Annotated in this window: 18 protein-coding genes; 7 read left to right on the top strand and 11 right to left on the bottom strand. The window is 63.3% G+C overall.

What is annotated here, in order from left to right; all coding sequences use genetic code 11:
- The gene (gene bla, locus SOM61_RS14990; RefSeq protein ID WP_320474818.1) at positions 1–1,599 is read left to right on the top strand and encodes a subclass B3 metallo-beta-lactamase; all 1,599 of its coding nucleotides are present in this window, start codon (positions 1–3) and stop codon (positions 1,597–1,599) included.
- 9 nt (positions 1,600–1,608) lie between these two features.
- Here the strand turns inward: bla and SOM61_RS14985 are convergent, their stop codons facing one another.
- The 6 genes from SOM61_RS14985 to SOM61_RS14960 all read right to left on the bottom strand — a co-directional run bounded on the left by SOM61_RS14985 (position 1,609) and on the right by SOM61_RS14960 (position 7,046).
- The gene (locus SOM61_RS14985) at positions 1,609–1,902 is read right to left on the bottom strand and encodes a GIY-YIG nuclease family protein (protein ID WP_320474817.1); all 294 of its coding nucleotides are present in this window, start codon (positions 1,900–1,902) and stop codon (positions 1,609–1,611) included.
- Positions 1,903–2,165: 263 nt separating this feature from the next.
- A complete protein-coding gene (locus SOM61_RS14980; protein ID WP_123072145.1) occupies positions 2,166–3,398 on the bottom strand; it encodes an argininosuccinate synthase in 1,233 nt (410 codons plus the stop codon).
- Positions 3,399–3,512: 114 nt separating this feature from the next.
- Positions 3,513–4,436 carry an ornithine carbamoyltransferase gene (argF, locus tag SOM61_RS14975; RefSeq protein WP_320474816.1) on the bottom strand — a complete coding sequence of 308 codons (924 nt, stop codon included), beginning with the start codon at positions 4,434–4,436 and terminating at the stop codon, positions 3,513–3,515.
- Between the two features lie 107 nt (positions 4,437–4,543).
- Entirely contained in the window at positions 4,544–5,458 is a 915-nt protein-coding gene (gene rsgA, locus SOM61_RS14970) for a ribosome small subunit-dependent GTPase A (RefSeq protein ID WP_320474815.1), read from the bottom strand.
- Entirely contained in the window at positions 5,455–5,787 is a 333-nt protein-coding gene (locus SOM61_RS14965) for a 4a-hydroxytetrahydrobiopterin dehydratase (protein WP_320474814.1), read from the bottom strand. Before SOM61_RS14965 ends, rsgA begins: the two co-directional genes overlap by 4 nt.
- Positions 5,784–7,046, bottom strand: a complete 1,263-nt coding sequence (locus SOM61_RS14960) for a M48 family metallopeptidase (RefSeq protein ID WP_320474813.1) — start codon at positions 7,044–7,046, stop codon at positions 5,784–5,786. The genes SOM61_RS14965 and SOM61_RS14960 overlap by 4 nt, the downstream gene beginning before the upstream one ends.
- A gap of 60 nt (positions 7,047–7,106) precedes the next feature.
- Here SOM61_RS14960 and orn point away from each other — a divergent pair, with 60 nt between their 5' ends.
- From orn to SOM61_RS14945, 3 genes are all read left to right on the top strand, one after another.
- The gene (orn, locus tag SOM61_RS14955; RefSeq protein WP_123072140.1) at positions 7,107–7,691 is read left to right on the top strand and encodes an oligoribonuclease; all 585 of its coding nucleotides are present in this window, start codon (positions 7,107–7,109) and stop codon (positions 7,689–7,691) included.
- Between the two features lie 64 nt (positions 7,692–7,755).
- The gene (locus SOM61_RS14950) at positions 7,756–10,272 is read left to right on the top strand and encodes a hybrid sensor histidine kinase/response regulator (RefSeq protein ID WP_320474812.1); all 2,517 of its coding nucleotides are present in this window, start codon (positions 7,756–7,758) and stop codon (positions 10,270–10,272) included.
- Positions 10,273–10,311: 39 nt separating this feature from the next.
- On the top strand, positions 10,312–11,382 hold the full coding sequence (locus tag SOM61_RS14945) for a glycoside hydrolase family 43 protein (RefSeq protein WP_123072139.1): 1,071 nt from the start codon (positions 10,312–10,314) through the stop codon (positions 11,380–11,382).
- A 195-nt stretch (positions 11,383–11,577) separates the two neighbouring features.
- Here the strand turns inward: SOM61_RS14945 and SOM61_RS14940 are convergent, their stop codons facing one another.
- Together SOM61_RS14940 and SOM61_RS14935 are read right to left on the bottom strand one after the other, a co-directional pair.
- Positions 11,578–11,787, bottom strand: a complete 210-nt coding sequence (locus tag SOM61_RS14940; protein ID WP_320474811.1) for a hypothetical protein — start codon at positions 11,785–11,787, stop codon at positions 11,578–11,580.
- A 130-nt stretch (positions 11,788–11,917) separates the two neighbouring features.
- Positions 11,918–13,453, bottom strand: coding sequence for an MFS transporter (locus tag SOM61_RS14935; protein WP_320474810.1), 1,536 nt, complete (start codon positions 13,451–13,453; stop codon positions 11,918–11,920).
- Between the two features lie 171 nt (positions 13,454–13,624).
- On the opposite strand from SOM61_RS14935, the gene SOM61_RS14930 reads away from it, so the two are divergent.
- Positions 13,625–14,512, top strand: a complete 888-nt coding sequence (locus tag SOM61_RS14930) for a LysR family transcriptional regulator (protein WP_320474809.1) — start codon at positions 13,625–13,627, stop codon at positions 14,510–14,512.
- Between the two features lie 153 nt (positions 14,513–14,665).
- Here SOM61_RS14930 and SOM61_RS14925 read toward each other — a convergent pair whose 3' ends face one another.
- A complete protein-coding gene (locus SOM61_RS14925; RefSeq protein WP_320474808.1) occupies positions 14,666–14,983 on the bottom strand; it encodes an ATP-binding protein in 318 nt (105 codons plus the stop codon).
- Positions 14,984–15,277: 294 nt separating this feature from the next.
- On the opposite strand from SOM61_RS14925, the gene SOM61_RS14920 reads away from it, so the two are divergent.
- Positions 15,278–16,450, top strand: coding sequence for an HPP family protein (locus tag SOM61_RS14920; RefSeq protein ID WP_320474807.1), 1,173 nt, complete (start codon positions 15,278–15,280; stop codon positions 16,448–16,450).
- Between the two features lie 125 nt (positions 16,451–16,575).
- Here SOM61_RS14920 and SOM61_RS14915 read toward each other — a convergent pair whose 3' ends face one another.
- Both SOM61_RS14915 and SOM61_RS14910 read right to left on the bottom strand, forming a co-directional pair.
- Positions 16,576–17,268: a UPF0149 family protein gene (locus SOM61_RS14915; protein WP_320469161.1), complete on the bottom strand. Its 693-nt coding sequence runs from the start codon at positions 17,266–17,268 to the stop codon at positions 16,576–16,578.
- A gap of 152 nt (positions 17,269–17,420) precedes the next feature.
- Positions 17,421–18,461, bottom strand: coding sequence for an alpha/beta hydrolase (locus SOM61_RS14910; protein ID WP_320474806.1), 1,041 nt, complete (start codon positions 18,459–18,461; stop codon positions 17,421–17,423).
- Positions 18,462–18,619: 158 nt separating this feature from the next.
- On the opposite strand from SOM61_RS14910, the gene SOM61_RS14905 reads away from it, so the two are divergent.
- Entirely contained in the window at positions 18,620–19,627 is a 1,008-nt protein-coding gene (locus SOM61_RS14905) for a serine/threonine protein kinase (RefSeq protein WP_320474805.1), read from the top strand.
- Positions 19,628–19,638: the final 11 nt, after the last annotated feature.

Below are 19,638 nucleotides of genomic sequence, written 5' to 3'. Positions count from 1 at the left end.
ATGAAGATCACAAGCCTGGCATGGGCCGCGGCTGGACTCGTCACGTGCATGCCTTTGGCATCCGCCGACGACTGGAACACGCCGCAGGAACCCTTCGCCCTGTCCAGCGACAGCTATTACGTCGGCACGCGTGGCCTCAGCGCGGTGCTGATCGCCTCGAAGCAGGGACACATCCTGATCGATGGCGCCACTCCCGAGGCGGCAAGCCAGATCGCGGCCAACGTCCGCAAGCTCGGTTTCAAGGTCGAGGACATCCGCATCATCCTCAATTCGCACGAGCACTTCGACCACGCGGGCGGGATCACCGAGTTGCAGCGGCTGTCCGGCGCCGAAGTCAAGGCGACTGCCGCCGCGGCGCCGGTCCTGCGCTCCGGCAAGGCTAGTCGCGGCGATCCGCAATATGCCGGTCTGCTCGAACACGACATGGCGCCGGTGGCCAAGGTCGGCATCGTGCGCGATGGCGACACGGTCAAGGTTGGCCCGCTGGCCGTCACCCTGCATGCGACGCCCGGCCATACCCAGGGCGGCTCGACCTGGACCTGGACCTCGAACGATCGCGGCAAGCGCGTGAACATGGTGTACGCCGACAGCCTGAACGCCATCGCCGCCGGGGCCTTCCGCTACAGCGGCGACCCGGCCTATCCGAGCGCGCGCAGGGACGTCGAGCGCTCGATCGCGAAGGTCGCGGCGCTGCCTTGCGATGTGCTGGTCTCGGCCCACCCGGATGGGAGCGATTTATGGAAGCGTCATGCGCAGCGCGCCAGGCTGGGTAATGCGGCCTTCGTCGACAAGACCGCTTGCCGTACCTATGCCGACAAGGGGCGGATGCAACTGGCAAAGACGCTCGCGGCGGAAGCGAAGACGCCGGCTATCGTGTGGCACGACAATGCGAAGATCACCGAGATATTCGAGAAGGCTGGCGTCACAGGCACCTTCGTCGTGCACGATGTCGCCACCGGTGAATACACGGGTCACGACCGCCAGCGCGCCAGCATCCGCTATGTCCCGGCGTCGACCTACAAGATTCCCAATTCGCTGATCGCCCTGGCCACCGGCGCCGTCTCCAGCGTCGACGAAGTGCTGCCGTATGGCGGCGGGCCGACCTATCTGCCGCAATGGGCCAGGGACATGCCGCTGCGCGAGGCGATCAGGGTATCGAATGTCCCGGTGTACAAGGAGCTAGCGCGGCGTATCGGCATGCCAAGGATGCGGGAAGGCCTGCGGCAGCTCGATTACGGAAATATGAACGCGGGGTCGGTCATCGACGCCTTCTGGCTCGAGGGGCCGTTGAAGATCAGTGCGGTCGAGCAGACGCGCTTTTTGGGCCGTCTTGCGCAAGGCAAGCTGCCGTTCCCGGAGCCGGCGATGGCGGCGGTGCGGGAGATCGTGCGCCAGGAGGATCACGCGAACCTGTACGCGAAGACTGGGTGGTATATGCCGGATGACCGCAAGAACCAGATCGGCTGGTGGGTGGGCTGGGTCGAGAAGGACGGCAAGGTGTATGCGTTCGCGCTCAATGCCGACATCACCGACGATACGGTCGGCGCCAAGCGGGTGCCGCTGGGGAAGGCGGCGTTGCAGGCGCTGGGACTCTTGTGAACGAGGGGGCTAGCCGCAGATCTCGTGAAAGAGATCGCGCCAGGATGGGTTGAGTGACTGGATCAGGTTGATTTTCCAGTCGCGGTTCCAGCGTTTGAGTTGTTTTTCGCGGGTGATGGCAGCGGTGATGTCGGTGTGGATTTCGTACCAGACCAGGTGTTTGACGTCGTACTTCTTCGTGAAGCTGGCGACTGCGGCTTCCTTGTGCTGCCAGATACGTTTGATCAGGTCGGACGTGACGCCGATGTACAGGGTGCCGTAAGGACGGCTGGCTAGCATGTAGACGTAGGAGGGCTTGTCCATGGGGCCAGTTTGTGCTGGCGGTCATGGGTGGCGTTTGTGGCTGGTCAAATGGACTTGGGTTCCCGCCTGCGCGGGAACGACGTCAATGCTGGCTGCATTGTGCCGACAACGCGATTCCTGCCACGTACTCGAACACGTCGTTCCCGCGAAGGCGGGAACCCAAGCCCGCAGCACACCACCACAATCCCCGCCCACAAAAAAAGCCGCCCAAAGGCGGCTTCCCATCGCAGCCGAAACCAGCTATCAAGCCGGTTCCAACCGCCTTACTGCCCGCGCTTCGCGCGCGCCTTGGCCGCAATGCGCATGCGCAGCGCGTTCAGCTTGATGAAGCCGCCCGCATCCGCCTGGTTGTAGGCGCCGCCGTCTTCGTCGAAGGTCGCGATGTTCATGTCGAACAGCGAATCGGTCTTCGAATCGCGCGACACGACAATCACATTGCCCTTGTACAGCTTGATGCGCACCCAGCCGTTGACGGTGGCCTGGGTGTGGTCGATCAGGGTCTGCAGCGCGACGCGTTCCGGCGCCCACCAGTAGCCGTTATAGATCAGCGAGGCGTAGCGCGGCATCAGGTCGTCCTTCAGGTGCGCCACTTCGCGGTCCAGCGTGATCGATTCGATCGCGCGGTGCGCGCGCAGCATGATGGTGCCGCCCGGGGTTTCGTAGCAGCCGCGCGACTTCATGCCGACGTAGCGGTTTTCCACCAGGTCCAGGCGGCCGATGCCGTGCTTGCCGCCCAGGCGGTTCAGCTCGGTGAGGACGGCGGCCGGCGACAGGCGCTTGCCGTTCAGGCCGACGATGTCGCCTTTTTCGAATTCGACATCGAGGTATTCCGCTTCATCCGGCGCCTGCTCGGGCGACACGGTCCAGCGCCACATCGATTCCTCGGCTTCGGCGCTCGGGTTTTCCAGGTGGCGGCCTTCGAACGAGATGTGCAGCAGGTTGGCGTCCATCGAGTATGGCGCGCCGCCGTTCTTGTGCTTCATGTCGACCGCGATGCCGGCGTCTTCCGCGTATTTCAGCAGTTTTTCGCGCGACAGCAGGTCCCATTCGCGCCATGGGGCGATGATCTTGACGTCGGGTTTGAGCGCATAGGCGCCCAGCTCGAAGCGCACCTGGTCGTTGCCCTTGCCGGTCGCGCCGTGCGAGACGGCGTCGGCGCCGGTCTCGTTGGCGATCTCGATCAGGCGCTTGGCGATCAGCGGACGCGCGATCGAGGTACCGAGCAGGTATTCGCCTTCATACACGGTGTTGGCGCGGAACATCGGGAACACGAAGTCGCGCACGAACTCTTCGCGCACATCGTCGATATAGATATTCTCTGGCTTGATGCCGAACTTCAGCGCCTTGGCGCGCGCCGGTTCCAGCTCTTCACCTTGGCCGAGGTCGGCGGTAAAGGTGACGATTTCGCAGCCATAATTGTCTTGCAGCCATTTCAGGATGACGGAGGTGTCGAGGCCGCCGGAATAGGCAAGTACTACTTTCTTGATGTCGCTCATGGGAGTTCCAGTGATGGAGGGATGGTAGAGGAGTAATGGTCAGCTGGCGCGCAAATCCATCCTGTGATTACGACAGGACGGATGGCCAACGATCAAGCTTCAGGGGTAAAAAATTTAATCTTCAATGCGACCGAGCAGCAGGTATTCGATCAGGGCTTTTTGTACGTGCAGGCGGTTTTCGGCTTCGTCCCAGACCACCGATTGCGGGCCGTCGATGACGCCGGCCGAGACTTCCTCGCCGCGGTGTGCGGGCAGGCAGTGCATGAACAGGGCGTCGCTGGCCGCGCGCGCCATCTTGGCTTCGTCGACGATGAAGCCGTCGAAGGCTTTCAGGCGCTCTGCGTTTTCCTTCTCGTAGCCCATGCTGGTCCAGACGTCGGTATTGACCAGGTGGGCACCTAGACAGGCGTCCGACGGGTTGTCGAACAGGGTGTAGCGCGTGGTGTTGACCAGGCCCGGATCCATCTCGTAGCCCTTCGGCGTCGAGACGTTCAGGTGGAAGCCGAACACCTCGGCCGCCTGCAGCCACGAGTACAGCATATTGTTGGCGTCGCCGATCCATGCCACCGTCTTGCCGGCGATCGAGCCGCGATGTTCCCAGAAGGTGAACACGTCGGCGAGCACCTGGCAGGGATGGTGTTCGTTGGTGAGGCCATTGATGACCGGGACGCGCGAATTGGCGGCGAAGCGGTCGATGATGTCCTGGCCGAAGGTGCGGACCATGATGATGTCGCACATGCGGCTCATCACCTGGCCGGCGTCTTCGACCGGCTCGCCACGGCCAAGCTGGCTGTCGCGGGTGTTCAGGTAGATGGCGGCGCCGCCCAGCTGGTGCATGCCGGCCTCGAAAGAGAGGCGGGTACGGGTCGAGCTCTTTTCGAACACCATCACCAGGGTGCGGTCGACCAGCGGATGATAGACCTCATAGGCCTTGAACTTGCGCTTGATGATCGCCGCGCGCTTGATGACGTATTCGAACTCGTCGCGCGTGAAGTCGGAGAATTGCAGGAAGTGCTTGATCGGAGTGGTGCCTGGCATAATCTGGTCTACTCGTTTGTTGTCCCTTGAATTATAAGGGCTTTTTCTTTCCGCTAGGGAAAGTGACGGTTTCTATTTCCTAGTTTCTAATTCCCAGTTTCTAATTCCTAATATAGCGTCTGGGCCGACTCGTGCAGCAACTGCCCATACAGCTCGTGGCGCATGCGCGCGATCTTGCCTTCGGCGACCGCGTCCAGCACGGCGCACTGCGGCTCGGCCAGGTGGCGGCAGTTATAGTACTTGCAACCACCCAGATAGGGCTTGAACTCGACGAAGGCGCGCTCGAGCATCCCTTCCGTCAGGTGGTACAGGCCGAACTCCTGGAAACCGGGCGAATCGATGATCGCCGAGGTCTTGCCGTCGACCTCGGGCAGCCAGTACAGCCTGGTAAACGTCGTGGTGTGCTTGCCGGTGTCGAGGGCGGCCGAGATTTCGCGCACCGCGATGTCGGCGTCCGGCACCAAGAGGTTGATCATCGACGACTTGCCCATGCCGGATTGGCCGATGAAGATCGACGAGTGGCCTTCGAGCAGCGGGGCCAGCGTCGCCACAGTCTGTTCGGGGTTCCCGGTGGCCGACACCTCATGCACCGGATAGCCCAGTGCGGCATACGGCGCCACGCGCTCGCGTGCGCGCGGCAGCAGGTCTTCGACGTCGGTCTTGTTCAGGATGAGGTGGGCCTCGATGCCGGCCGCCTCGCAGGCGACCAGCGCGCGCGACACCAGGTCGTCGGTAAAGCCCGGCTCGGTGGCGACGACGATGAACAGGCGCGAGATGTTCGCCGCCAGCAGCTTCGATTTGTATTGGTCGGAGCGATAGAGCAGGGTGGTGCGGTCCGCGATCTTTTCGATTACGGCCTGGTCGTTCGAGGTGCGCTTGAGGTGCACCACGTCGCCAACAGCCACATTGGTCTTCTTGCCGCGCGTGACGCATTGCAGCTTTTCGCCGCCGGCGTCGGCCAGGTAGTGGCGGCCGTGGGCTGCGATGATGGTGCCGGTCAATTCACTGTTCTTGTCGCTCATGCGCTGGTCATTCCAAGGTAAAGCGCATTCACTTTCGCGGCGCAGATAAAATCGTTTTCAGTCAGGGCGCCGCCGGCCGAGTGGGTGCTCCAGGTCACGCGGCAGGTGGCGTATCCGACCGTCATGTCGGGGTGGTGATCCTGCGTGTCGGAGACCTGCGCCACCGCATTCACGAAAGCGATGGTGGCGCGGTAGTCCGGCAGCTTGAATTGGCGCGACAGGATGCCGTCGATCGCGGTCCAGCCGGGTACGTCGGCAAGCAGGGCATCGATCACCCACGGATCGAGCGCCCTGGCGTTATGGATGCAGTCGCGATGTTCCAGCTTCATGCGCCCGCCATCGTCAGGTGTTTCACGCGCACCGAGGCCGGCGGATGCGAATCGTAGAAGGCCGAGTGCAGCGGGTCCGGGGTAAGCGTGGAGGCGTTGTCTTCGTACATCTTGACCAGGGCCGACACCAGGTGGCGGCTATCGGTATGCTGGGCCGCGAAGGCGTCGGCCTCGAATTCGTGCTTGCGCGAGGTGATCGACGACAGCGGCGCCAGCGGGAAAGTAAACACCGGCAGCACCAGCATGAACAGGATCAGGGCCATGCCATCGTTCGAGGCGTTCATGAAGGGCAGCACGCCCAGGCCCGTATAGAACCAGGCCTGGCCTTTCAGGTAGCCGAGCAGGGCCAGGAAGGCCAGCGACATGGCGAAGATGACGACGATGCGCTTGACGATGTGGCGCAGCTTGAAGTGGCCCAACTCGTGCGCCAGCACAGCTTCGATCTCTTGCGGCTCGAGGCGCGACAGCAGGGTGTCGAAGAACACGATGCGCTTGGCGCGGCCGAAGCCCGAGAAATAGGCGTTGCCGTGGGCGCTGCGCTTGGAGCCGTCCATCACGAACAGGCCGCGCGATGCGAAGCCGACGCGCGCCATCAGGCCCTCGATGCGCTGCTTGAGGCTGACATCTTCGAGCGGGGTGAACTTGTTGAACATCGGCGCGATCACACTCGGGTAGAACGCAATCATGAGCAACTGGAAGCCGCTCCACACCAGCCAGGTATAGAACCACCACAGGTCGCCCGATTGCTCCATGAGGGTGAGCACGACCCACAGCAGCGGCAGGCCGATGACGGCGCCCACGACCGTGCTCTTGACCAGGTCGCTGAGCCACAGGCCCGGGGTCATCTTGTTGAAGCCAAAGCGCTGCTCCAGCACGAACTGGCGGTACCAGTCCAGCGGCAGGTCGAGCAGGCTGGAAATCACGCCGAAGGCCACCACCAGCGCCATCTGGTGCCACAGGCCGGGCCCGGTCAACGGCAACAGGGCCAGCGACAGCAGCTGCAGGCCGCCCAGCAGGGTGAAGCCGATCAGGACCGCGCCACCCCACAGCGTGCCCATCAAGCCGAGGCGGGTCTTGGCAACGGTATAGTCGGCCGCTTTCTGGTGCGCCGCCAGCGGCACCTTTGGCGCAAACTCGGCCGGCACGCTGGCGCGATGGCGCGCGATGTGCCGGATATGGCGCGCGGCCAGCCAGGTGCGCAGCACCATGGTGAGCACGAAGAAAACGACGAACAAAACCGAAAACCCGAATGATGACATTCTGTGCCTGTGAGAAAATGCAGGATTAAGTGTAAAACACGACTAGGCAAAGAGAGAATTATGTCACAAGCTACACCAACCACCGAGTCCGCCGCAGCCCAGCGTCCAAACGAGTTCAACCTGGTCTGGGTCGACATGGAAATGACCGGCCTGGACCCGGACAACGACCGCATCATCGAAGTGGCGGTGGTCGTTACCGATCCCGAGCTGAACATCATCGCCGAAGGCCCGGTGTTCGCCATCCACCAGTCGGATGCAACGCTGGACAAGATGGACAACTGGAACAAGGGCACCCACGGCAAGTCGGGCCTGATCGACCGCGTGAAAGCCTCGACCGTGACCGAAGCCCAGGCCGAGCAGGAACTGATCGCCTTCCTCAAGCAGTACGTGCCCTCGAACAAATCGCCGATGTGCGGCAACTCGATCTGCCAGGACCGCCGCTTCATGGCGCGCGGCATGCCCAAGCTCGAAGCGTTCTTCCATTACCGTAACCTGGACGTATCGACGCTGAAGGAACTGTGCCGCCGCTGGAAGCCCGAGGTTGCCACCGGTTTCAAGAAGCACCAGAAGCACACGGCCCTGGCCGACATCACCGAATCGATCGAAGAACTGCGCTATTACCGCGAGCACTTCATCCAGAAGTAATGTTGCAAAAATCGCAGCAAAAAACTGCGATGTATTGATAAGAAGGTATGCGACAATCGGCGGTATGGTTCCGCTCCCGCATACCGCTTTCTCGAGTGACGGCCAGGTTGCTTCGCGCATGCGCGGCCACGACTGGCAGGCGTCCAGCCTCGGCCCGGCCGACGGCTGGCCGCCATCCCTGCGCACCGCAGTGGACATGATGCTGCATTCGTCCTTCCCGATGTTCATCGCGTGGGGACCGCAGTTCGCCTTCCTGTTCAACGACGCCTACATCCCCATCCTGGGCGAACGCTATCCGTGCGCGCCCGGCCTGCCGTTCGCCGAGGTGTGGCCCGAAGCCTGGCCAGACCTGCGGCCGCTGCTCGAGCGCACCATGGCGGGCGAGGCGGTGTTCTTCGAAGACTTCGAGCTGAACCTGCAGCGCAACGGCTATCCCGAGCGCGCCTGGTTCACCTTCTCGTATGCCCCGCTGGTCGACGCGGCCGGCCAGGTCGGCGGCCTGTTCTGCACCTGCATGGAAACCACCGGCCGCGTGCTGGCCGAGCGGCGCGCCGCCTTCCAGCTCAGGGTGTCCGATGCGCTGGGCCCGATCGACGATCCGGGGGAGGTGATCGCCACCGCCAGCGCCTTGCTGGGCGTGGAGCTCGGCGCCGCCCGGGTGCTGTATGCCGAGATCGATCCGCTCAGCGGCCAGCTGGACGTGCCGCGCCTGTGGTCCCAGGATGGCGCAAATGCGCCGGCCGCGCTGCGCTCGCCGCTGCACGATTTTAGCCCCGCAGTGGTGGACGAGCTGCGCAGCGGCGCCGTGGTGCAGATCCACGACGCGGCCAACGACCCGCGCGCGCAAGGCCTGCGCGCCGCCTGGCGCGACGAGCGCATCGGCGCCCTGCTGGTGGTGCCGCTGGTGAAAGCCGGCCGCCTGATCGCCTGCCTGGGCGTCGATGCGCCGAACCCGCGGTCCTGGACCGCCCACGACGTCCAGCTCGCGCGCGACGTGGCCGAGCGCACCTGGGCCGCGGCCGAGACCGCGCGCGCCCAGGCGCTGCTGCGCGAAGAGCGCGACCGCAGCCGCGACATCTTCGACAATATCTCCGAAGGCTTCGCGCTGTTCGACCGCAACTGGATTATGCTGCGCATGAACGCCGAGGGCCTGCGCATCTGCGCCGTCACGCGCGAGGAAGTCATCGGCCGCAACCACTGGGAAGTGTTCACCGCCATGGCCGACAGCGAGGCCGGCCGCATGTACCACCGCGTGATGGACACGCGCCGCGCCGGCGCCGCCGAGCAATGCCACACCTTCCCCGACGGGCGCCGCATCTGGACCGATATCCGCGCCTACCCGACCCAGGACGGCGGCATCGCCAGCTTCTTCCGCGACATCACCGACCGCAAGCTGGCTGAAGAAAAACTGATGGACGCCGACCGCCGCAAGGACGAATTCCTGGCCATGCTGGCGCACGAGCTGAGGAACCCGCTGGCGCCGATCAGCGCCGCCGCCGAGCTGCTCCGTATGGGCAATATGGACGAGCGCCGCGTGCACCAGAGCAGCACCATCATCGGCCGCCAGGTGCGCCACATGACACGCCTGGTGGACGACCTGCTCGACGTGTCGCGCGTCACGCGCGGCCTGATCACGCTGGGTCAGGCGCGGGTGCCGGCGCGCGCCGTGGTCGAAGAAGCGGTGGAGCAGGTGCGGCCGACGATCGACGCGCGCTCGCAGCAGCTTGGCGTGCGCCTGCCTCCCGAACACGCCGCAGTGCGCGGCGACAAGGCGCGCCTGGTGCAGGTGGTGGCCAATGTGCTGGGCAATGCCGCCAAGTACACGCCGCCGGGGCGCGGCATCGACCTGCGCGCCGAGGTACTGGGCACGCGCCTGGTGCTCAGTGTGCGCGACGAAGGCATCGGCATGGACCGCGAGCTCACCGGCCGCGTATTCGACCTGTTCACCCAGGCCGAGCGTTCGTCCGACCGCTCGCAGGGCGGGCTTGGGCTGGGACTGGCCCTGGTCAAGCACCTGGTCGAGCTGCATGGCGGCACGGTGGGCTGTTCCAGCCCCGGGTTAGGGAAGGGCAGCACCTTCGTGATCAGCCTGCCGCTGCTGCAGGAAGAAGAAACGCCGGCGCCCGCACCGGGCGCCGCCTGCGCGGCCGGCGCCGCGTCCTTGCGCGTGCTGGTGGTGGACGACAATCACGACGCCGCCGAGACGCTGGGCCTGTTGCTGTCGGCGCAGGGGCATGAGGTGGCGATCGAGCACGCCTCTCTGCCGGCACTCGAACGCGCGCGGGGTATGAGGCCGGACGTCTGTCTGCTCGACATCGGCCTGCCGGAGATGGATGGGCGCGAACTGGCGCGCCGGCTGAAGGCCGATCCTGCGACGCGCGATGCGACCCTGATCGCGATTACTGGCTACGGCCAGCAGCAGGACCGCGATGCGGCGCTGGCCGCGGGCTTCGCGCATCATTTGGTCAAGCCGGTCAATGTCGACGTGCTGCTGCGGGTGCTGGACGGCGTGCGCACAAAAGAACATGCCAATCAGTCAGAGACGTTTGCCGACGTCGTTCCCGCGCAGGCGGGAATCTAAGTAATTGGAGTAGCCACAAGAACAATCGAAGGAGACTAGATGAAAACAAAACGCACTGTCATCGCAAAATCACTGGCGCTTGTATTACTCTCCACCCTGGGCATTGCTTCCCACGCCGCCAACCCGATCGTCCCCGGCTGGTACGCCGACCCCGAAATCCGCATCTACGGCAACAAATACTGGATCTATCCCACTTACTCGGACCACTACGGCGCCCCGCGCACCTCGCGCGGATTCACTCCAGAGCAGGACGCCATGCGTGCCAAGTCCGACCTGATCTGGGAGCCCTACCTGAAGCAGACCTTCCTCGATGCCTTCTCGTCGACCGACCTGGTCAACTGGACCAGGCACACCCACGTGCTCGACGTCGAAAACGTCTCGTGGGCGGCGTATGCGGTGTGGGCTCCGTCCGCCATCGAGCACAACGGCAAGTACTACCTGTTCTTCGGCGCCAACGACATCAAGGCCAACGGCCAACTGGGCGGCATCGGCGTGGCGGTCAGCGACCGGCCCGAAGGCCCGTTCAAGGATGCGCTCGGCCGCCCGCTGATCGACAAGATCCACAACGGGGCCCAGCCGATCGACCAGATGGTGTTCAAGGACGACGACGGCCAGGTGTATATGTATTACGGCGGCTGGAAGCATGCCAACGTTGTCAAGCTGGCGCCGGACTTGCTGAGCGTGGTGCCGTTCCCGGATGGGGCAACCTTCAAGGAGATCACGCCTGATCCAGCCTATGTGGAGGGCTCGTTCATGGCCAAGCGCAATGGCGTGTACTACTTCATGTGGTCGGAAGGCGGGTGGACGAGGCCGGATTATCGTGTTGCCTATGCGATGAGCAAGTCGCCGTTCGGGCCGTTCAAGCGGATTGGTACGATCTTGCAGCAAGATACGACCATCGCCAATGGGGCGGGACATCATTCGGTGGCGAATATTCCGGGTACGGACGACTGGTACATCGTTTATCACCGCCGGCCGTTGGGCGACAAGGACGGGCATCATCGTGAGACGGCCATCGAGCATTTGTACTTTAATGCGGATGGCACGATCAAGCCGGTGATCATGACGAAGGAAGGAGTGGCGCCGCGGCCGATTTCGACTGGAGGCTGAAAGTGGCGAGCGGCTGAGAAGACCGCTCCACGCGCTTGCAAGAGACCACGAAGCAGCCAAAGCAACGGTATTCGGGCGAAGAACGTGCGGGCAGTGCTATCGCTGATCGCTTTGTATGGCCGCTATCGACCCATAACGGACGTTCATGTGTGTCGTAGCATGCCGGGAATCGCGCGCCGTCCTCTCATATCGCCGTTACAGCAGGAACAGCCGCTGGCTGCCCTTGGCGCGGTTGTCGGCCGCCCAGAGCGGACGTAGGTTGGTGAAGCAAAACAGCGCGACCACCTCCTCCGGCGTGCACGCGCTCGACAGCGGCACGATATGGTCGACGTGCCAGCGGGCCCGGTTGTGCCATCCCATGCGGGGAAGGAACTGGCGCTCGAGGTGACGCATGAACTCGGCCATGCGTTGAACCCAAAGATCAACCACCTCGGCTGAAATACACGTATATAAGCTCGATGAGTTGCCAGGCCAGTTGGAATGGCCGCTACCTCGGCATGGTCAAACGTGGAAGCCGCCAGCACGGCGATATGGCTCATATCGTTACTCCCATTGCTTCGTCATGCGCGCGAGATCGTCCCAGCAGCGCAAACACCACTATCGCAGTCAGTGCCGACGATGCGGCCAGGATGTAAAGCACGAGGCGGAAGGCATTGTCGTAGGTCGTTAACACCAATGAGCGCACACCCGGCAGAAGTGCGGTGGACTGGTTCAGATCGCCAAGCGCCGCGCGATTGGCCGCCTCGGTCACAGTTGCCGGATCGGCCGTACACAAGGCGCCCAGCAGTCCACCTTGAATCAGGATTGCCAGCAGTGCGCCTGCGATGGCGATGGCGATTCCATCGGCCGATACGCGGACGGCATTGAAGATGCCCGTCGCCATGCCGGCGCGCTCATTTTCGACCACGCTCACGGCCATGCCATCCATCAATCCCCAAGGCAGGCCAATGCCAATGCCGATAAGGGCCATCGGCATCACTAGAGTCGGCCCCGCCCCATCGGACAATGCCCTTCCTAGCCACGCCAATCCCACCGCGACAAGCAGCAGTCCGATGCCAGACAACATGCCCGATGTAAACCAGCGCGACAGCAGTGCTGCCAGGAACGGTACGACCAGCAGCGGTATGGCCAGGGGAATCATCATCTGCCCGGCTTCGAGGGCACTAAGCCCGTCAATGCCGATGAAGCGACCTGGCAGCATCACGATCAGCGTTACGAAAAAAAAGGCGGGCGAGGCGGCCAGCACCTGCACTCCAACGAAGCGCGCGCTTCTGAAAAGCGATAGATCAAGCATGGGACGTGCTACGCGGAGCTCGATGTAGATGAATGCGATGAACAGGGCGACAGATGACAGCAATGCGCCGAGCACATATCCGCTCTGCCAACCTTCTTCGGGCGCCAGCAGGATTCCGTAGGTGAACAAGGTGAGTGCTGCTGTGAAGCTGATTGCGCCCGGCCAATCTAGTCCGGTGGAGTAAGGGTCGCGAGATTCCGTGGCGCTTGTCCACACCAGCAGGAACCCCGCCACGCCGATCAATGCTGTAGCCAGGAACACCCACTGCCAGCTCAGCGCCTCGACCAGCCAGCCCGATGCCAGCGGCCCGAATGCCAAGCCGATGCCGAACGTCGTGCCGAGCAGGCTAAAGACGCGCGTGCGGATGGGGCCTTTGAAGGTCTGCGCCAGGGAGGACATGGCGCCCGCGAAGGCTGCGGCGCCGCCCAAGCCCTGAAACAGACGCAGGATGTCGATCCAGATCACGGACCGCACCAGCGCGATGGAGAACGTGACCAGTGCGAACAGCGCCAGTCCGAGGAGCCAGACACGCTTGCGACCATAGGTATCGGTCAGGCTTCCGGCGGCCATCATGGCGCTGCCGTAGGTCAGGATGTAGCCGTTGACCACCCAGTTCAATTGAGTAGCCGTACCGCCCAGTTCCTGGCTGATGGAGGGCAGTACGACGGCCGGCCCAGTAAAGCACAAGGGGATCAGTATCCCAGTGAGGCAGGCGGCCAGCAGTTGGACCCAGTCGCGGGGTGTGGTGCCGCCTGTGGCGGCTTTGGTTTGAGTCATGGAAAACGTCCGTAAAGAGTCAGTGAGAAGCAAGCAGACGTCGAAGCCGTGATCTCGCAACGATCCAACCCATTCAGTCTGCGCAGTCGTCAGGATAGGGGCGCGCACACAAAAGAAAAATAGGTTAAAGTTCTTAAAATATCGGACAAATTTTCTTAAATCGGCGATGAAATGGAATCTCTCAACGGCATCGCCTTCTTCGTGCAGGCGGCGGAAAACCGAAGCTTTTCGGAAGCCGGGCGCGTGCTCGGTATATCGTCTTCCGCCGTGGGAAAGAGCGTGGCCCGGCTGGAAGAACGGCTGGGCGTGCGCCTGTTCCATCGCAGCACCCGCAGCATCACGCTGACGGCGGAGGGCGCGCTGTTTCTTGAGCGTTGTCGCCGCATCCTCAGCGAGATCGAAGCAGCGGAACTGGAGCTATCGGAGACCCGGTTGGCGCCTCGGGGCAAGCTGCGCGTAAGCCTGCCGCTAGTCAGCGGCCTGGTCATGCCGGCGCTTACGGCATTCATGCACCGCTACCCGGCCATCGAACTGGATGTGGATTTCTCGGACCGGCTGGTGGATGTGATTACGGAAGGCTTCGATGCGGTCATTCGCACCGGAGAACCGACGGATTCCCGGCTGATGTCCCGTCAGTTGGGAACATTCAAACTCCTGCTTGTAGCTTCGCCTGAGTATCTATTAAGGCATGGTAGGCCCCGAGTGCCTGCCGACCTGGTCCAGCATGCCTGCCTTCAACACAAGTTCCCAAGTAATGGCAAGTTCGAGCCGTGGCCTTTACGTGGTGCACTGGGAGAAGCGGAACCCGTTCTGCCAGCGTCCATGGTGTGCAACACCACGGAAGTGTTGATTCACGTCGCCCGTGACGGCTTGGGGATTGCCTGCCTGCCGGATTTCATGGTGCGCAACGCCATCGCATCGGGCGAGTTGATAACGGTGCTGGATGACTTCAACCAGCATCAGGGAACCTTCCGCATGCTCTGGCCTTCCAGCAAGCACCTTGCGCCGAAGCTGCGCGTGTTCGTCGACTTCATGGAAGCGAAGCTTTTCAAAAGCTGATGGGATGGGATCAACGGCAAAGAATATCCGCAATAGAATTCGGCGATTCCTTCGGCGGCGCGTTAGGTCCCTTGCCACTCCTTAGAACCGCTTGCGCGGGGCCAAGTCCGCCGCCGGTCGTGTAGCCATTCGTCAGTGCCAGAGCGAGGTCCGCTATGCCGGACCCGCCGTCAACAAACAGCAAAGCCCCCCCTGGCGCAATCCGTCGTCGAGCAGCTCGAGCTGAACTTCGCCGTCGCCAGCGTATTTAATAGCGTTACGAGCCAGTTCGCTTGTCGCCGTGACTAGCTTGGTTTGATCGACAAGGGTTAGCTTGAGGGCGAGTGCACGTTCGCGCACCTCGTGGCGTAGCGGGACAACATCTTCGTCGGTATGCAGCGGCACCAGAACGCAATCCTTGCTCACACTGCGGAAGCGATCGCGCAGATGTGTGTCGATCAGCCGAGCCGGATGACGCCCTGTGAAAATCAACGGAAACTATTGCGAAGCAGCACCATGTCGTTTTCTCGGATCAGGTCGCTGAAGCGGCCTGCGTGAGCGGTAATCATCTTTTCCCTACTTCTTGGTCAGTGTCGAAGTCAGCGCTATGTTGCGACAGCATACCGCAGGTCGAACTTCCGCTTTTGGCCGTTAGCGGAAGTCCTAGGAATGAAGTGTATGTGGTCGTTGCCCGTGAATCAACTTGAACCTGCGCAATACATCGCCATTTGATCGCCTGCACTGTTTTTGGATGGCGCTGCACCTATTTCGTGCAAATGTGATGTAATGACGCTCTCTGCGCTCATCCTTGGTGCAATGCCATCCTTTCTTTTATCCATCCTGAGGCGGCCGCACCCGGTCGTCTTGCCGCCGATCGGCCAGGCGCGGGCTGCGTTCGGCGCGCTGTTCGGCCTCGCCCTGTCCGGCGTGCTGAGCCAGGTCGTGCTGGCTTGGAGCGCCCCGGGCGCCCACGTGGCCTGGCTGGTCGCCCCCATGGCCGCCTCCGCCGTGTTGCTGTTCTGCGTCCCCGCCAGCCCCCTGGCCCAGCCCTGGCCCGTCATCGGCGGCAATGTCGTCTCAGCCCTGGTCGGCGTCCTCTGCGTCCAGTTGCTGCCCGATCCGATGATCGCCGCGCCACTGGCGGGCGGCCTGTCGATCGCCATGATGTTCCTGCTGCGCTGCCTGCATCCGCCCGGCGGGGCGGTGGCGATGACGGCGGTGCTGGGCGGGCCGGCGGTGCATGAGGCCGGCCTGTCGTTCGCGCTGGCGCCGGTGGGCCTGAACACCGTACTGCTGGTGCTGGCGGCGATGCTGTACAACCGGGTAACCGGCGCCCATCACGTGCACAAGCCCGCGCCGGCGCCGCTAGATGTGGCGGCAGAGGACATCGACGCCGCGCTGGAACACTTTGGCGAAGCGCTCGACGTCTCGCGCGAAGACCTGGCCGTCATCGTCAACGATGCCGAGCACCATGCGGCCGAGCGGCGCGTGCGTCGACTGCATGCCGGCGACGTTGTGGTACCGCCGCTGGCGCTGCTCGAACCCGACATGCCGCTGGCGACGGCGCGCGCCATCCTGCTCGAACATGGATTGCCTTCATTGCCGGTGGTGGATGGGGAAGGGCGGCTGCTTGGCGTGCTGACCTTGAATTCCCTGCTGCGGGCGGCGGCCGAGGCGGAGGCGTGGAGCATCAAGGCGCGGGCGCTGATTGTGCTGCGCGGCCGCAAGGATGCCGAGCGGGTGGTGGAGCTGATGATTGTCGGGATTGCAGTGCAGGCCGGGCAGCCGGCGAGTGATGTGGCCACGCTGGCGGGCCGCCATGGCCTGGCGCGGGTGCCGGTGGTCGATGCGGCGGGAATGCTGGTGGGGATGGCAGGGCCGGTCGAAGTGCTCGATGCCTTGCATGGGGTGGCGTTGGCGACGCAGGGGTGGCGGTTGCGGCGTCGACGTGGGGATTGATATTGGCGCGGCTCTGATTTCGTAGACGATGATCGCGCTGTCAACGATCACCGCGTCGGCGGCATAGCCGCCGACCCTACAGGTGGATCAGGACGATAAAAGTGAATCAGGCCGATCCAGGTGAATCAAGCCGATTCAGCCCCACAGCACTTCTTGAACTTCTTGCCGCTGCCGCAAGGGCAGTCGTCATTGCGGCCGACTTTCGGCTCTTCGCGTACCACGGTCTCGACCGCGGCCTTGCGCAGCGGCAGCCAGTAGCGGTAGATGTCCGGCACGTTGGCCTCGATCTGCAGCGCCAGGGCGTGGATCTGGTGCGGACTGTCGACCAGGTCCAGCTCTTCTTCCTCGATCTCGTCGGCGCCGAGCAGGTAGATCGGGCGGATCAGTTCGGCAACGTCCGAGTTCTTGATCGGATCCCAGGAACCGGCGCGCAGTTCGACGCCTTCCCAGAAGCCCCAGCACCAGGCTTCCGGATCGATCAGCACTTTGCCTTCGAATTCATGTTCGACGAACAAAGGCTCGAATTCCTTGGGCGAGACTTCGAATGTGATCAGGATTTCGTTCATGAACCGCATAATCAGGTTCATGATCTTTTCCAACTCGCGCGGATTCTTCCACTTCGGCGCATCCGCCTCGCTTTCGCCCCACACCTTCGGCAGCCATTCGGAAGGCATGATGGTTTCCGGACCGATCGCGATCGCGGTCAGGTAGCCGTGCAGGGTGTCCATCGTCATCGCGTCGTCGGAGCAACGGTCGGACAAGAGGAACTGGTCGAGTTCGTCGAATTCTTTTTCGGAGAGGGGCTGTTCGAGATGCATGGGAGTGTCTGGTGATGGCGCGTGGGCGCCGGTTTTGCGTAAAGGCGCCAGTGTAACCGCTGCGCCGCCGGGCGACAGCAAAAACCTCGATCGGTATGGCAAGTGGCGGGGAGATGGCGCCGCGGCGCAACGGCCGCGGCGCCGGGACGGCATCAACGCTTGGCGTTGAAGGCCTTGGTCAGCTCGTCGGCCGCGAACTGCTGCGCTTCCTTGGCTTTCGGCACCACCGCGCCCATGCCGAAGAATTCGTGGGTCACGCCGGTGAAGTGGCGGTAGTTGACGGTCACGCCTTCCTTCTTGAGGCGGTCGGCGTAGGCCTTACCCTCGGTCATCAGCGGGTCGATCTCGGCCGTGATCACGGTGGCCGGCGGCAGGCCCTTGAGCGAGGTCGCCTTCAGCGGCAGGGCGTAGGGGCTCTTCGGATCGGCGCCGTAGTGCTTGAAGAACCAGCCCATCATCGCCTTGTTCAGCGGCTTGGCGTTGGCGTTCTTCTTGTACGACGCGTTGTTCATGTCGTTGTCGACTACTGGATACACCAGCAGCTGGTGCACCGGCAGCTGGGCTTTCTGGTCGCGCGCCATCATCGAGACCACGGTCGCCAGGTTGCCGCCAGCCGATTCGCCGGCTACCGCCACGCGGGTGGCGTCGCCATTGAAGCTCTTGGCGTTTTCGATCGCCCATTTGTAGGCGGCGAAAGCGTCTTCCGGCTGGGTTGGAAACTTATGTTTCGGCGCCAGGCGGTAGTCGGCCGAGACCACGATCGCCTTGGCCCCCTTGGCCAGCGCGCGCACCGACGCTTCATAGACCTTGGTGTCGGCAATCACGAAGCCGCCGCCGTGGTAGTACACGATGACGGGGAACGGGCCCTTGCCTTCTGGGGTGAAGATATGGACCGGGAAGCTGCCGCCCTTGCCCTCTACCGTCTGGGTCTTCATGGTCACGCCCGGCTCCGGTGCAGTGCTCTGGCCGGCATCGGACAGCACTTTTTTCACCGCATCGGCGGCCGACGGCTGCTTGCGCGCTTCTTCCGGGCTCAGGGTCTCGATCGGCTTCGGTTTCAGCGATGCCATCGCGTCGAGCACCTTCTGCATGCTCGGCTCGGCCTTCGGCGGCTGGGCGGCGGTCTGGGCAATCGCGGTGCCGGCCAGCATGCCGGCGGCCAGTGCAACCATGGTCAGGGTCAGTTTCTTCATGTTTTTCCTTATCGGGTTTCTCGCCTGGCGCGACATGCGCCAAGGATGTTTCTGACATGAGACCTTGTAACAAAGCCGCACTCCGTGCGTAAACGAACTCAGCGCGGGTGAATTGCGGGCCATTTCCGCTTCGTGGTGCGCCGCCGTACAATAGGGACATGGATAACTTAACCACCGACAACGAAACGCCCGAGCATCCGTATGCGCGCCTCGATCCCGCCCTGGTGCTGGACGCGCTCGACAGCGTCGGCATGCATGGCGACGGCCGCCTGCTGGCCCTGAACAGCTACGAGAACCGCGTGTATCAGGTCGGCCGCGAAGAGGGCGGGCCGGTGGTGGTCAAGTTCTATCGTCCCGAACGCTGGAGCGACGCCGCCATCCTCGAAGAACACGGCTTCGTGGCCGAACTGGTGGAGCGGGAAATCCCGGTGGTGCCCGCGCTGCAGATCGACGGCAAGACCCTGCATACCTTCCAGGGCTTCCGTTTTTCGGTCTTCCCGCGCCGCGGCGGACGCGCGCCCGAGCTGGGCGACCCGGCGGTGCTGGAGTGGATCGGCCGTTTCATCGGCCGCATCCACGCCCAGGGCGCGGTCAAGGCATATGAACACCGGCCGGCGCTCGATCCGGTTACTTTCGGCCGCCAGCCGTACGACTTTCTGCGCCAGCACGATTTCATCCCACCCGAGCTGATGGCGGCCTGGTCGAGCGTGGTCGAGCAGGCGCTGGATGGCGTGGCGCGCTGCTACGAGCGCGCAGGAGAACTGCCGCTGCTGCGCCTGCACGGCGACTGCCACGGCGGTAACGTGCTGTGGACGCCGGACGGCCCCCATTTTGTCGATTTCGACGACAGCCGCATGGGCCCGGCCGTGCAGGACTTGTGGATGCTGCTCTCGGGCGAGCGCCAGGAAATGGTCGGCCAGATGGCCGACGTGCTGGCCGGCTATGAGGACTTCTCCGATTTCCACCCGCGCCAGCTGTACCTCGTCGAGGCGCTGCGCACGCTGCGCCTGATTCATTATGCGGCGTGGCTGGCGATGCGCTGGAGCGATCCTGCTTTCCCGGCCGCCTTCCCCTGGTTTAATACCCAGCGCTACTGGCAGGACCGTATTCTGGAGCTGCGCGAGCAGGTGGCCCTGATGGACGAACCGCCCCTATGGCCGGTGTAAGGGGTCGAATG

It is taken from the genome of Massilia sp. CFBP9012 (genome assembly GCF_034045115.1).
Classification (GTDB): domain Bacteria; phylum Pseudomonadota; class Gammaproteobacteria; order Burkholderiales; family Burkholderiaceae_D; genus Telluria.
The sequence above is the reverse complement of the archived record's forward strand: the minus strand, read 5'-3'. Positions and strand labels throughout refer to the sequence as shown.

What these genes read in the sequence shown, in the direction of transcription:
- SOM61_RS14930 (WP_320474809.1), top strand. Translation starts at nt 13,625, where the DNA reads ATGGAATCTCTCAACGGCATCGCCTTCTTCGTGCAGGCGGCGGAAAAC.
- SOM61_RS14920 (WP_320474807.1), top strand. Translation starts at nt 15,278, where the DNA reads ATGACGCTCTCTGCGCTCATCCTTGGTGCAATGCCATCCTTTCTTTTA.
- SOM61_RS14985 (WP_320474817.1), bottom strand. Translation starts at nt 1,902, where the DNA reads ATGGACAAGCCCTCCTACGTCTACATGCTAGCCAGCCGTCCTTACGGC.
- SOM61_RS14980 (WP_123072145.1), bottom strand. Translation starts at nt 3,398, where the DNA reads ATGAGCGACATCAAGAAAGTAGTACTTGCCTATTCCGGCGGCCTCGAC.
- SOM61_RS14915 (WP_320469161.1), bottom strand. Translation starts at nt 17,268, where the DNA reads ATGCATCTCGAACAGCCCCTCTCCGAAAAAGAATTCGACGAACTCGAC.
- orn (WP_123072140.1), top strand. Translation starts at nt 7,107, where the DNA reads ATGTCACAAGCTACACCAACCACCGAGTCCGCCGCAGCCCAGCGTCCA.
- SOM61_RS14905 (WP_320474805.1), top strand. Translation starts at nt 18,620, where the DNA reads ATGGATAACTTAACCACCGACAACGAAACGCCCGAGCATCCGTATGCG.
- SOM61_RS14960 (WP_320474813.1), bottom strand. Translation starts at nt 7,046, where the DNA reads ATGTCATCATTCGGGTTTTCGGTTTTGTTCGTCGTTTTCTTCGTGCTC.
- argF (WP_320474816.1), bottom strand. Translation starts at nt 4,436, where the DNA reads ATGCCAGGCACCACTCCGATCAAGCACTTCCTGCAATTCTCCGACTTC.
- rsgA (WP_320474815.1), bottom strand. Translation starts at nt 5,458, where the DNA reads ATGAGCGACAAGAACAGTGAATTGACCGGCACCATCATCGCAGCCCAC.
- bla (WP_320474818.1), top strand. Translation starts at nt 1, where the DNA reads ATGAAGATCACAAGCCTGGCATGGGCCGCGGCTGGACTCGTCACGTGC.
- SOM61_RS14965 (WP_320474814.1), bottom strand. Translation starts at nt 5,787, where the DNA reads ATGAAGCTGGAACATCGCGACTGCATCCATAACGCCAGGGCGCTCGAT.
- SOM61_RS14935 (WP_320474810.1), bottom strand. Translation starts at nt 13,453, where the DNA reads ATGACTCAAACCAAAGCCGCCACAGGCGGCACCACACCCCGCGACTGG.
- SOM61_RS14910 (WP_320474806.1), bottom strand. Translation starts at nt 18,461, where the DNA reads ATGAAGAAACTGACCCTGACCATGGTTGCACTGGCCGCCGGCATGCTG.
- SOM61_RS14940 (WP_320474811.1), bottom strand. Translation starts at nt 11,787, where the DNA reads ATGGCCGAGTTCATGCGTCACCTCGAGCGCCAGTTCCTTCCCCGCATG.
- SOM61_RS14945 (WP_123072139.1), top strand. Translation starts at nt 10,312, where the DNA reads ATGAAAACAAAACGCACTGTCATCGCAAAATCACTGGCGCTTGTATTA.
- SOM61_RS14950 (WP_320474812.1), top strand. Translation starts at nt 7,756, where the DNA reads ATGGTTCCGCTCCCGCATACCGCTTTCTCGAGTGACGGCCAGGTTGCT.